Genomic DNA, 13248 nt, shown 5'->3' with positions numbered 1-13248 from the left:
CTCGTTGGTGGTGTGGTGGCCAATGCGACTCCCCTTGGACGGCATCCTGGACGCCGTGGACGCCGCACCCCGTTGTGTGGCGTTTTGAGGATATTTGCAGATATGGGTACTCTCGTCCACTGGAATATTTCGATTTTCGTCATGGGTTTGTCACGAGGTGACGCTAGCGAATCTGAATAAGCGGGAAAATCGGCATGCTGCGCGGCCCGTAGACGCATCTCGTGGCAATTTGTGCGTAAGCCGCGATTCCAAGATTCAACACACCTGCCGCCGATGGTGCCCTGGGCATGCTTCACGCGGTTGACGGCCAGGGCGCTTGGTTGGCCCTGGCTCGCCCACTTGTGCTTGACTAGCGGTCTTACGAAGCGACGGGGCGATGGATGATGGCGAGCGCGGGCAAGGGCTGGATGTGGGTGGGCGCGCTGGCGCTGGCCGGGATGGCTGGGACATCACTGGCCGCGGCCGACACCGGCTTTGCCAGGGTCGAAGGCCTGAACCTCAACAGTTTCGTCCGCCAGGGGGACGTCGCCGCGCATATCGTGCTGCGCAACGGAAACGACCCGAGGCTGATCGTGGCCTTCCCGGCGGGCAATAGCGGAGTGGGCCTGTGGTTCAAGCCGCTGGGCAAGCCGGCGGAATGGTCCATGTCCGCGCCTGCCACGCTGGTGACGATGAATGACGCCAAGGGCCGACCGCTGCACGGTGTCAGCTTCCAGGCCAGCATCCGGGCCGATCATCTGGTGCCGAAGCAGGCAGTGCTCTCCAGTGTGCGCGTGCTGCGTGACTACCAAGGCTTGGGGACGCAACCGGCGGAAGTGGTGGCCACGCCCACGGTGGGTGGCGATTCGATCACCTGGTCGCGCGATCGGCTGGACGGCGCCCCGGGTTATTCCCTGGTGGTAAAGGTCGTGCACGGCACGCTTGGCAACGGTTCCTTTACTCCCGGCCCCGATGGCGTGGTCACGCTGGCATTTACTGCCTTGACTGGCGAGACGCCGCTGACTCCCGTGTCCGGCAATGCACTGCTCAACGATCGCTCGTTGCCCGATGCGGGTGCGCGTGCGGCGCTTGAATATTTGAGCTACAAGGAAAAATACCTCGCAGGTTCCTGGCGCTTCGACACCTATTTCGGCCGCGACACATTGATGTCGGTGCGGCTGTTGATGCCGGCGCTGCAGCCGGCGGCGGTGGAAACGGGTCTGCGCTCAGTGCTTGAGCGACTGTCACCCCAGGGCGAAGTGGCACACGAGGAAGATATCGGCGAATTCGCCATCATCGACCATCGCAAGCAGGGCGATAACGCAGCCAGTTCCCCCGTGTACGACTACAAGATGATCGACAGCGATTACCTGTTCGTGCCGGTGGCGCGTGCATGGTTGCTGGACGATGCGCGCGGCCGGCCCCGCGCGAAGGCGTTCCTTGCCGGCACCGTGGGCAGCGAGCGGGCGGGCGACGCGGTGATGCGCAACATCCGCTTCATTGCCGCGCAGGCCCAGGCGTTCGCGAAGTCGCCGGTCAAAACGAATCTGGTGAGCTTGAAGCCCGGCGTTCCGGTGGGCGAATGGCGTGACAGCAACGACGGGCTTGGCGGTGGCCGCTATCCCTACGATGTGAATGCGATCCTGGTACCCGAAGCCCTGGCCTCGGCCAGCGAGCTGTATCGAAGCGGGCTGCTCGCTCCCTACATCAAGCCGGAAGACAAGGCCGTGCTATCGAGCCTGGCCTCGATGGCCCAGGTGTGGCAGATGAAGGCCGCGCCGCTGTTCGTCACCCACATCGATGCCGATGCGGCCAGGAAGGCGATCGAAGCCTATGCCAACACGGTGAAGGTGCCGGCGACCGCGGCATTGGCCGCGGTGGATGCGAAGGGCATCACCTTCCACGCTTTGTCGCTGGATGCGCAGGGTAACCCGATCGCCGTGCAGAACAGCGACGAAGGCTTTGCGCTTTTGTTCGGCAAGCCCTCAGGCGATCAGCTCGATACCATGGCGGCGGTGATCAACCGGCCGTTCCCCGCGGGCCTGATGACGCCGGTGGGCATGCTGGTAGCCAACCCCGCCTTCGCCGAGGGCGATGTGCAGTCGCGCTTCGGCTCCGGCGCCTACCACGGCACGGTGATCTGGTCGTGGCAGCAGGCACTGACGGCGGCGGGCTTGGCACGCCAGCTCGAGCGCCACGATATTCCCGCCACTACGCGCAGCCATCTGCGCGCCGCGCAAACCTGCCTGTGGAAGGCCATCGACGCCACGGCGAGCGTGCAAAGCTCGGAACTTTGGTCCTGGCGACATGCGCAGGGCAAGTACCAGGTTGCCGCCTTCGGTGCCAGCGGCGCGGATGCCGATGAGTCCAACGCCGCCCAGCTATGGAGCACGGTATTCCTTGCCATCCCCAGGCCCGCGCCCGAACCTAAGGTGGCTTGCCCGGGTTGAGCTTGCCCTTCCCGCCGATGCATGGCGTCGCTATGCTCGCGCAGTACCCAAGGTAGGATTCCCGTGCGCGAACTGTATCCAGAGATCGAACCGTATCGCACGTTCAGGCTGCGCGCCGACGACATCCACGAATTGCATGTGGAGGAGTGCGGCAACCCCGACGGCCTGCCGGTGTTGTTCGTGCATGGAGGCCCCGGGGCAGGCGTATCGCCCAACCACCGCCGCTACTTCGACCCGGCGCGTTACCACATCGTGTTGTTCGACCAGCGCGGGGCAGGGAAGTCCACGCCCCATGCGGAGATGCAGGGCAACACCACCGCCCATCTGGTCGCCGACATGGAAGCGATCCGTGGGCATCTTGGTATTTCCCGCTGGGCGGTATTTGGCGGCTCGTGGGGTTCGACGCTGTCACTGGCCTATGCGCAGGCCCATCCCGATCGCGTGCTGGGCCTGGTGCTGCGCGGCATCTTTCTGGGCCGTCCCGGCGAAGTGCGCTGGTTCAACGAGCTCGACGGCGGCGCGCATTGGATTTTCCCCGAGCGCTGGGAAACCTACCTGGCGCATATCCCCGAGGCCGAGCGCGGCAACATGATCGATGCGTACTGGCGACGCCTGGACAGCGACGATGAATCGGTACGCTTGGCCGCGGCGAAGGCATGGGGCTACTGGGAAGGCGGCAGCACCACGCTTGTGCACGATCCGGAAGAAGCCGGTCACTTCGAAGAACCGTTTGTGTCGTTGAGCGTGGCCCGTGCCGAGGCGCACTATTTCCGCCACCAGTTGTTCCTGGAACCGGGCCAGCTACTGCGCGACATCGATCGCATCCGCCAGATCCCCGCCACCATCGTGCAGGGCCGCTACGACATCATCTGTCCGATGAAGAGCGCATACGACCTGTCGAAGGCCTGGCCCGAGGCAAGCTTGCGCGTGGTGCTGGCAGGGCATAGTGCGGGCGACCCGGCCATCGTCGATGCGCTGGTGGAAGCCACCGACGCGTTAGCCGGGCGCCTGGCCTAACCGGATGTCGTCGCTGCTGGCGTGGACCATCGTGGCCCTGGCCACGGCCGGTGTGATCATCCGTCCGTTCAAGTGGCCTGAAGCCGTATGGGCGGTGGGTGGCGCCGTGCTGGTGCTGGCGCTCGGCCTGATCCCGCTGGCCGCCGGTGGCACGGCAGTGATGAAGGGCATGGACGTCTATCTTTTCCTGACGGGCATGATGTTGCTGTCAGAAGTGGGTCGGCGCGAAGGATTGTTCGACTGGATCGCGGCATTCGCGGTGAACCACGCGCGGGGGTCGCCGCGGCGATTGTTCGTCCTGGTGTACCTGGCAGGCGTGGTGACCACCACGTTCCTGTCCAACGATGCTACGGCGGTGGTGCTTACGCCCGCGGTGTTCGCCGTGGCGCGGCGTGCAGGCGCCGCGCCGCTGCCGCTTCTGTTTATCTGCGCCTTCATCGCCAACGCCGCCAGTTTTATCCTGCCGATTTCCAACCCTGCCAACATCGTGCTTTATGGCAGTCACGTGCCGCCGTTGTGGACATGGCTGAAGAGCTTCGGCGTGGCCTCGGTGGTGTCGATCGTGGTGACCTTCGTATGCCTTTACGCCACGCAGCGTTCGAAGCTGGTCGGCGTCTGCGAGGCGAAGGTCGACGTTCCCCGGTTGTCGGGCAACGGCAGGCTGGCGCTGGCGGGTACCGTGGCTACCGCCATCGTGCTGATGGTGGTGTCTGCCTGCGATGGCGCGTTGGGACTGCCCACCGCCGCGATGGGTGTGCTGGTGGCTTCGATGGTTTGCCTGCGCAAACGCGAGAGCCCCGTTGCCATGATGGGCCAGATGTCCTGGAGCGTATTGCCCCTGGTGGCGGGGTTGTTCGTGCTGGTGGAAACACTCGTCCATACCGGCGTGATCGATGCGCTGGCCCGGGCCATCCATGACGTTGCCGCTCACGGGGATGCAGCGGCGGCCTGGTTCGCCGCCGGGGCCACGGCGCTGGCAAGCAATCTTGCCAATAATCTGCCGGTGGGGCTGGTCGCCAGCGCCACCCTGGCCAAGGCGCAGGTATCGCAGAACGTGGTGAACGCGACGCTGGTAGGCGTGGACCTGGGCCCGAATCTGTCCATCACAGGTTCGCTTGCCACCATCCTCTGGCTCAATGCCATCCGTCGTGAAGGTGCGGACGTCGGTTTCTTTGCGTTCCTGAAAGTGGGCGTCGTGGTGATGCTGCCGGCGCTGGTGCTTTCAGTAGGGGCGCTGCTGTTGGTGTGAAGCGGCATGGCGCCGCCGGGGCATGAGCGCGGTTCGTGCACTGGCGACCTCGATCTAGTGCTGGCAACATTCCGCTGGCACTTTTCCTGGAGGCTTCATGACCAACCTTAAGCAATCGGGTACTTTCCCGCTGGGCGACCGTAACGTGACCCGACTGGGCTACGGCGCCATGCAGTTGGCAGGCCCCCATGTATTCGGGCCGCCGAGAGACCGCAATGCAGCGCTTGCGGTGCTTCGGGAGGCGGTGGCCTCTGGCGTGGATCACATCGACACCAGCGACTTTTACGGCCCTCACGTCACCAACCAGCTGATCTACGAAGCACTACATCCCTACGCGCAGAACCTGGTGATCGTGACCAAGGTTGGTGTGGTGCGCGGTGCCGATGCGTCATGGAACCCAGCGCAAAGCCCCGCTGAACTCACGAGCGCGGTGCATGACAATCTGCGCAACCTCGGCCTGGATGTGCTCGATGTCGTCAATCTGCGCATCATGGGAGATGTGCAAAAGCCGAGCGAAGGATCAATCGAGCCGCAGTTCACGGCCCTGGCAGAGCTTCAGAGGCAGGGATTGATTCGCCACCTTGGCCTCAGCAACGCAACCTCAGCGCAGGTGGCACAGGCGCAGCGCATCGCCGACGTGGTCTGCGTGCAGAACCACTACAACCTTGTGCATCGCCACGATGACGCCCTCATCGACGAGCTTGGCCAGAAGGGCATTGCTTATGTTCCCTTCTTCCCGCTCGGCGGTTTTACCCCGCTGCAGTCCGGAACCTTGTCCGCCGTCGCACAAAGGCTCGACGCCACTGTCATGCAGGTCGCCCTTGCATGGCTGCTTGCGCGCGCGCCCAATATCCTTCTGATTCCCGGTACATCGTCGTCCGGGCACCTGAAGGAAAACCTCGCGGCCGCCGAGTTGGTGCTTGCTGACGATGTCCTGGCCGAGCTGGAAGACATCTTTCAGCCCGCAAGCGGCCCATGAATAGTCCGGCCACGCCTTCGGGATTACTTGGTGATACCTCGACCCGCGACTACAGCAGGAAGCTGAAGCTCTTCAACGCCTTCGCTGCACCTGAGCTTCGCCAGGCCATCGCGAGCCTGGCGCTGAAACCGGGCATGCGGGTCCTGGACGCTGGCTGCGGCACGGGTGAAGCACTGGCATGGCTTGCCGCCGAGGTGGCACCCGGAGGAGCAGTCATCGGCATGGACCTGGCGACATCCCATGTCCGGGCGGCTCGCAGCGTTACTCCAGAAGACGTGGCGCTGGTACTGCAGGCGAACATGCTGGAGGCGCCACTGGTGCCTGCAAGCTTCGACCTGGCCTGGTCGGTCAACGTCATCAATCACCTGCGCTCTCCGACGGCGGGTATCGATGCCTTAGGTTTGCTGCTTCGCCCGGGTGGCCGCATCGCGCTGGGCCAGAGTTCGCTGCTGCCGGACATGTATTTTGCCTGGGACTCAAGGCTCGAGCGCCTGGTCAACGAGGCGGTACGCCAGTATTACCGTGATCGATACCAGCTCGACGAACGGGACCTGACGGATGTTCGCGCCATCGTGGGCCTCTTGCGCAAAGCCGGATTGCGCGATGTGAGCGCGCGCACCTTCATGATCGAACGGGTAGCGCCCTTGCGAGCAGAGGATGAAGCCTACCTGGCGGAAACGATCTTCCGGGACACCTGGGGGTCCCGGTTGGAGCCTTATCTGGCAAAGACCGACTATGAAGAGCTGATGCGCCTATGCGATCCGCTCCATCCAGACTTCGCGCTTCGTCGACCGGATTTTCATTTCCTGCAGAGCTTTACCCTGGTGGTCGGCACAATCGCCGTGGAGCCTTAGCCCTGCATTTTTTTACGCCTTTTTTGGTTGACCCTGCCTGCGTAGCAGGCTTACGATTCTCACGCCGTCCAACTGGCCGGCCTTACTCCCAAGTGGAACCCATGGATAGTTATCCGAGTCGACAGGCGGTCACGAACTTTTCGTTCGCGATCGCCCTTCAAGTGAATGTCCGCGCGCAAGGCGCGGGCGGGTCGCCTCGCGCATAACCCGCTCGCCCCTGGGCCGCGGCCTGGAGGTGAGCCATGTTCAAGATCTTCCTTTCCCTGGTGGCATTCGCCGCTGCAGCGCCTGCCGCCATCCGTATCACCGTGCCGGCAAGCCGGGGTTCGCGCAGTGATGGACTGCGTCGCAGTGGCCTGCATTGCGTGTGGCGGCGCGACGCTTCATCCGGAGCATTGCTCCGCCACTGGTATACGGACGACTAAGGCGCCGGTGCGGTATACGGTGCACGGAACATGTATCTTCCGGATCCGATCGTGACATGGGTGCCGTGGCCGTCGTGGGTGACGGCACCCGCGCCGTCGATCGCGTCAAGCGCTTTGCCGCCCTCGGTCACCTTCGATGCATCGGACGAGGGAATGACCACATTCGCGGTGGTGTTCACGGGAACCGTGACATCCAGCTCCAATATCCCTGCATCCACATGCCAGGAGGTGACGATGTCGCCATACGGCGAATCAAGCTTGCCTCCGCCGGAGGCAAGACCACCGCCGATGCGAGGCGCAATAGTGATGCTGCGATAACCCGGTGCTGCGGGCGCAATGCCGGCGATGTTGCGATACATCCAGTCGCCCACGGCGCCGTAGGCGTAGTGGTTGAATGAATTCATCGACACGTCGCCGAACGTGCCGTCGGGCTTGAGGGAATTCCAGCGCTCCCACATCGTGGTGGCGCCGTTGGCTACCTCGTAACCCCAAGAGGGGTAGTCGCGGTTGAGCAGCAGGCGATAGGCCAGGTCGTCGTGGCCGCTGGCCGAGAGTGCCGGCAACAGCCAGGGCGTGCCGAGGAAACCTGTCGATAGGTGATCGTGGCGTGCGGCCACGGCCCGCGCCAGTGCATCGCCGGCTGCCGACGGCTCGACCAGCCCCATGCCGATGGCCATGGCGTAGCCTGTCTGGCTGTTGCTGCCGAGCGTGCCGTCATCGTGCAGGTAATGCTGCTTGAAGAGGCCACGCAGCCGATTGACCAGTGCGGCGTAGTAGGCGGCATCGTCGTTGCGGCCGATGGCCGAGGCCATCCGGGTCATCAGCTGCGCATCGTAGGCAAGGTAGGCCGTGCCGAGAAGGTCCGGTGGTGTCGGGTCGTCCAGGTGCAGCCAGTCGCCCCACGGGCCGTGCACGCGCCGCCCTTCCGGTCCTGCCATGGCCTCGATGCGCGCCATGAATCGCTTCATCGATTCGTAGCCGTCGTTGATCACGCGTTTGTCACCGTAAGCCATCCATAGCGTGTAGGGCACGGTGATGCCGGCATCGGACCAGCCGCTGCCGCTTTCGATGTTCGGTGGATTGGGTGCGACGCCGGGGTAGTTATCGTCAGGGGTTTGCGCATCGCGCAGGTCGCGAAGCCACTTCGATAGGAAATTGAGCGTGTCCTGGTTGAAGCTTGCCGTGGGCGCGAACACGTTGATATCGCCGGCCCAGCCCAGGCGCTCATCACGCGCCGGAGTGTCGGTGGGTATGGAGACAAAGTTCCCGCGCGCACCCCAGGTGATGTTGCTTTGCAGTTGCGTGAGCATCGCATGGCCCACTTCGAATGTGCCGGTGCGCCGCAGGTCGCTGCCCACCACCAGGCCGGTCAGCGATGTGACGTCCGTCGCTGAGGTGAGTCCGGTGATTTCTACATAGCGAAAGCCGTGGTAGGTGAAGGTTGGCGTGTACGTCTGATAGCCGTCGACGGCGGGAAGGTAATGGTCGGTGGCCCTGGCCGTGCGAAGGTTCGCCGTATAGAGCGAACCGTCGGGGTTCAGCACCTCGCCATAGCGCAGGCGGATGTCCTGGCCGGCACGCGCGTTTACCTGCAGACGCACCACGCCCACCATGTTCTGGCCCAGGTCGTAGATCAATGCACCGGGCGTTGGCTGGCGGGCGAGCAGTTTGACTGCCCGCTCAGCGGTGACGCGCACGGGCTCATCGGACTGTGCATGGAGCAAATCGTCCCGGCCTTCCCGGTTGGCGACTCGTACCGCTTGCCAGCCATCGGACGGAGCGTCGGCAAGGTTCCAGTGCGCAGGCAATCCCGCAGCGTCATAGGTCTCGCCCATGATGATGTCGGCCTGGCGGAAGGGACCCGGCGCGGTCAACCAGGTACCGTCGGTATCCACCCAGGACGACTTTCCATCGGCAAAGTCCAGCCGCAGCCGGGCCGACAGCAGCGGGGAAACGCCGTATTTGTGCGGGCCGAAGCTGGCGATGTTACCGGCGTACCAACCCGGACCCAGCATCGCCGCCAGCACGTTGCGGCCTTCGTGTACCAGGCTCGTTACGTCGTAGGTCTGGTACTGGATGCGTTTGTTGTAGTCGGTCCAGCCAGGTGCGAGATAATCGGCATCGGTGCGCTCACCGTTAAGGAACATGCGATAGACACCCAGTGCCGTCACATACAAGCGTGCACGCACGGGCCTGGCCGGCAGATCGAAGCCTCTACGGAAAATGGCACTGTCGGCCTTGGGCGCTGCAGCGCCGATCCAGCTGGCCTGCCAACGGATGGAGCCCAGGTCAGTTTCGAATGAAGCAGGCTGGCTCCACGCAGAAATGCGTCCCTTGTTATCGCGTATGCGTACCTGCCAGGCGTAGGACGCCGCATCGTCAAGGGACGGTCCCGCATAAGGCACCATCACTTGTTCGCTGGAGGTGACCCACCCGGAATCCCAGGCCGGCGCGGATACCAGGGCGCCGGCATCGCGTGCCATGCGGATCTGCCAGCCTGTTTGTGTCACTGCCCGACCAGTGGCGGTGGTCTTCCAGCTGAACAGCAGCCTGGATGTCGGCACGGCAAGAGGATTGTCCAGATCGTTCGTTCGCAACGAGGTAACCGTGAGGTCGCCCTGCGTCGATGCCGGGCGCACGCAGCCGACCAACGCGATCGCCGTGGCCATCACCAGCAGGAGGAACGAAATTCGCATCGTCGGTGATTTCATGCGGGAACATCCAGGAACCGGAACTCCCTACAATCATGGCATTGGCCCGATGCGTCAACGACTTCCAGCTAACCCCTTGCCTGACGTAGGTGTCGGCGTATGCTTGGCCGGGTTGCCGGGGGCGACGCTTATTCTCAGGGGGAAAATCGTGCCGGTAACGAAGAATTACCGCTACGTTTGGACAGTCCACCGCATGATGGCCGCGTTCGTGGCGATTTTCCTGGTGTTCAATGCGTACGAGCTGTTGTTCGGGCAGACGCATCGACCCACGGAGCAGTGGGTCCAGATATTGCTTGTTCTTGCGGCGATTTGTGCCGGGCATATCTATCTGGCGATCGGTTCGTCGCACGCCACCGACTCATCACGCGTGCTATCGCTGGTAGCCGGGATTTTCTATCTCTTTCTTTTTCCCGTGGGCACGGTGGTCGGGGGATTCCTGATCTACAACTGTCACAAACCGTGGGAGGCGAATGCGCGCGCTTCCCAGGTCGCTACCGATCCGACCGACAGCAAAACTCTCTAACCCACGATCACCCGGTTGCGTCCCGCGCGCTTGGCGCGGTACATCGCCTCGTCCGCGCGGGAAATGAGCGCGGCGGCGGCTTCGCCTTCAGTGAGCGTCGCGACGCCGGCGCTGGTGGTAAGCCGCAGGTGGCGGTCGCCATAGGGAATATCGAGCTGTTCGACGACCACGCGGCAGCGCTCGGCCATGCTTTGCGCCGCCGCGCCATCGGTCTGAGCCAGCACCACCATGATTTCCTCGCCGCCGTAACGGCCCACCCGGTCGCCGTCACGGCAGATGGCGGTTACCGCATCGGCAACGCGACGGAGCACCTCGTCGCCGGCCTGATGGCCGTGGCGATCGTTCAGGGCCTTGAAGCGGTCGAGGTCGAGCATCAGCAGCGACACGGGCGAGCCGTCCTGGTGGCTGCGCGCGCAGGCATCTTCAAGCGCGCGCATGATCGCGCGGCGGTTGGCAAGGCCGGTGAGCTCATCCACGTTGGCCAAGTGGTCCAGGCGGTCGTTGGCGGCCTGCAGGTCTGCCGTGCGGGTTTCCACCAGTGCAGCCAGATGTCGGGCACGGCCGCGCAGGAAGCGCGTGCGCACGCGCAAGGCCAGCCAGAACAGCAGCAGCATCGCCACGATGGCTGCTATCCGCCACCGCCATCGTTCGAAGCCACGCGGTTCCACATTGATCGGTACGGTCGATTCGATCACCTGCGAGTGCAGGCCGGTGATGGCCACGCGCAAGTGCAGCGTGTAGTGGCCGCCGGGTAGGTTGGTATAGACCGCCGTTGGCGGTACACCCGGTTCAACCGGGATCCAGCCGTCCTCGAAACCTTCCAGGCGGTAGCTGTAGCGCATGTCGCCGGTTGCAGCGAAGTCGAGCAGGGCAAAGCCGGCCCGCATCGTTCGCGTATCGGCGTCCAGCGCCAGGGCTGAGCCATTGCGCGGCAGCGTGGCAAAGGGGCGTTCGTGTTCGTTGACGATCAGCGAGGTGATGGTCAATGGTGCCTGCACGCCTCCGCTCTGGTGGCGCGAGTCGGCGTCGGCGTCCACCACCGTGAGGCCACCGATGCCGCCGAACAACAGTTCGCCTGCCGGACCCAGTCCCGCAGTGCGGTGGTTGAAGAATCGCGTGCGGTAGCCATCGCGAAGTCCCAGCGCCTGCGCCTGTTTGGTGGCCGGGTCATACACTGTCAGGCCATTGGCCGTGGCAGCCCAGATTCGGCCTCGGCGGTCGGCCAGCAAGGACGAGACGTTGTCGCTGCCCAGCCCGTCCTTCTGGGTGATCGCGGAGAAACCATGCGGGGCCTGGTTTTCGATCAACTGGGCGACGCCGATGCCGCCGTAAGTGCCGATCCAGACGCGATGGTTGGCCGTGACGATGGAGCCGACGTAGTCCTGCGGCAGGCTGGCGTCGTCGGCCGCCATGTTCTGAACGTTCTCGAAGGCCGACGCATCCCTGCGCAGGATGCTGATGCCGTTGGTGGTGGCGGCCCACACGCTGCCGTCGGCCATCGGCACCAGGTTGCGCACCTGGTTATCGGCCAGGCTGCGCGGGTCCTTGGCGTCATGCCGGAACAGTTGTGCCGGGTGGCCATCGCGCAAGCGGTAAAGCCCGTCATACGTACCCACCAGCAACCCGCCCTGGCAGGGACACAGGGACAGGATCGGGCGGGTATCGAGTTCGGGCACGTGGTACGGGGTGGCTTTGAGCGTCGCCGGGTCCATCGTCACCAGCCCGCGGGCTCCAAGCACCAGCCGTCCATCGGGCAGGCCGGCGATGGCTTTGACGTCCTGTCCTGCCTGCCCACCGCCAAGCGTGGTGTTGCGGATTCGGCCGGTGGCCGGGTCCACGCCAACCACGCGCCCCTGGTTGAAGCCCAGCCACACCGTGCCGGCGTTGTCGGTGAACAGGCTGCGGACGTTCTCGTCCGCGTCCATGCTGCTGCCGGGAAGGATCACGCTGCCGTCCAGCGTATAGACGCTTGGTGCACGGGTGTCGTGGCGTGACGCGCCCGATTCGGTCGCGGCCCAGATGCCACCGGTGCGGTCCACCAGCATGGCGCGCACGATGTTGCCCCCGATCGATGCGGGCTCGGCGCGGTTGTGACGGATATCGATCGCTTCCCCGGTGTCGGGGTTGAAGGAGGCGATGCCGGCGCCGTCAGTGGCCACCCAGATGCGACCGTCGGGCAACTCCACGATGGCGCGCACGGTGCGGCGCTGGATCTGTTCACTCTCGGCCGACAAGGCTTCCGGCGCGTGGATCTCGCCCTTGGCATCGAGGTACACCACGCCTTGCGAACCGCTGCCGAACCAGATCCGGCCGGTGCGGTCTTCGTCGATGGCCCAGATATCGTTGGCGAGCGTGGCAGCGCCGGTGTCGTTGCTGGCGATGAAGCGGCCGAAGGCTACCTGGCCGGCGCGCCGCACGAACAGGCCGCTGTTGGTGCCGAGCCAGACATTGCCTCGGCTGTCTTCAAGCACCGAGAACGTCTTGGCGTCTGCCTTGAGCTGCGCGTTCAGCTCCGGCGGTGCCTGCTCGAGCGTGGTGAGGTCCGCATGCAGGTGCGAAAGGCCGTCCTGCGAGGCGATCCAGAAGCCACCGTCATGGTCCGGCGCCATGCCGAAGATGCGCGCGCCGGTGCCGGTGGCAGATGAGCTGTCATAGCGCAAGAACCGGTTGGTGGCCGGATCGAAGCGCGCAAGACCGCCGCTATTGGTGCCTATCAGCAGGCCGCCATCGGACAATGGCAGCAGGTTGCGCACGTAGTTGTCGGGCAGGCTGTCGGGGCTGTCGTCGTCCTGGCGAAACACCTGCGTGCGGTAGCCGTCGTACCGGGCAAGTCCGCCCACGGTACCGATCCAGACCAACCCGCGCGCGTTCTGGGCCAGCGCCGTGGTGGTGGGATGGGGCAGGCCACGCTCGACGGTCAGGTGTTCGAAATCGGCGTCGTGCCAACGTCCCCAACTGCGCGCAATCGATTGTTCGGCCCATGCCGCTGGCGGCACCAGGGCCGCCATGCACAGGCCCATCGTCGCCAACACAACGCCCCACCGCTTCACCATCCGGTCTT

General features: G+C 64.4%; 9 protein-coding genes. 7 read left to right on the top strand and 2 right to left on the bottom strand.

The genetic code is table 11. The features are described 5' to 3' along the window. The first annotated feature begins 380 nt into the window (after nt 1-380). The 6 genes from NDK18_RS11545 (at nt 381) to NDK18_RS11520 (ending at nt 6953) form a co-directional block, all read left to right on the top strand. Nucleotides 381-2429: a glucosidase family protein gene (locus NDK18_RS11545; RefSeq protein ID WP_250627861.1), complete on the top strand. Its 2049-nt coding sequence runs from the start codon at nt 381-383 to the stop codon at nt 2427-2429. 63 nt (nt 2430-2492) lie between these two features. Next, nucleotides 2493-3446 (top strand): prolyl aminopeptidase, encoded by a 954-nt coding sequence (gene pip, locus NDK18_RS11540; protein WP_250623680.1) that lies wholly within the window; start codon nt 2493-2495, stop codon nt 3444-3446. A gap of 4 nt (nt 3447-3450) precedes the next feature. Next, nucleotides 3451-4695, top strand: coding sequence for an arsenic transporter (locus tag NDK18_RS11535; protein WP_250627860.1), 1245 nt, complete (start codon nt 3451-3453; stop codon nt 4693-4695). A gap of 97 nt (nt 4696-4792) precedes the next feature. Next, a complete protein-coding gene (locus NDK18_RS11530; protein WP_250627859.1) occupies nt 4793-5674 on the top strand; it encodes an aldo/keto reductase family oxidoreductase in 882 nt (293 codons plus the stop codon). Beyond that, nucleotides 5671-6528 (top strand): class I SAM-dependent methyltransferase, encoded by an 858-nt coding sequence (locus tag NDK18_RS11525; RefSeq protein WP_250627858.1) that lies wholly within the window; start codon nt 5671-5673, stop codon nt 6526-6528. Before NDK18_RS11530 ends, NDK18_RS11525 begins: the two co-directional genes overlap by 4 nt. A 242-nt stretch (nt 6529-6770) precedes the next feature. Then, complete coding sequence (locus tag NDK18_RS11520; RefSeq protein WP_250623676.1) at nt 6771-6953, top strand: hypothetical protein; 183 nt, start codon at nt 6771-6773, stop codon at nt 6951-6953. On the opposite strand, the gene NDK18_RS11515 is transcribed toward NDK18_RS11520, so the two are convergent. Continuing rightward, the gene (locus tag NDK18_RS11515; RefSeq protein ID WP_250627857.1) at nt 6950-9649 is read right to left on the bottom strand and encodes an alpha-L-rhamnosidase; all 2700 of its coding nucleotides are present in this window, start codon (nt 9647-9649) and stop codon (nt 6950-6952) included. The two genes, NDK18_RS11520 and NDK18_RS11515, sit on opposite strands and share 4 nt — an antisense overlap. Here NDK18_RS11515 and NDK18_RS11510 point away from each other — a divergent pair. Further along, nucleotides 9615-10187 carry a hypothetical protein gene (locus NDK18_RS11510; protein ID WP_250627856.1) on the top strand — a complete coding sequence of 191 codons (573 nt, stop codon included), beginning with the start codon at nt 9615-9617 and terminating at the stop codon, nt 10185-10187. The two genes, NDK18_RS11515 and NDK18_RS11510, sit on opposite strands and share 35 nt — an antisense overlap. Here NDK18_RS11510 and NDK18_RS11505 read toward each other — a convergent pair. Further along, nucleotides 10184-13219: a diguanylate cyclase domain-containing protein gene (locus NDK18_RS11505; protein ID WP_250623673.1), complete on the bottom strand. Its 3036-nt coding sequence runs from the start codon at nt 13217-13219 to the stop codon at nt 10184-10186. The genes NDK18_RS11510 and NDK18_RS11505 overlap by 4 nt on opposite strands. Between the last annotated feature and the right edge of the window lie 29 nt (nt 13220-13248).

It is taken from the genome of Pinirhizobacter soli (assembly GCF_015905305.1).
Lineage (GTDB): Bacteria > Pseudomonadota > Gammaproteobacteria > Xanthomonadales > Rhodanobacteraceae > Pinirhizobacter > Pinirhizobacter soli.
This window is presented reverse-complemented; position numbering and strand designations above follow the sequence as displayed.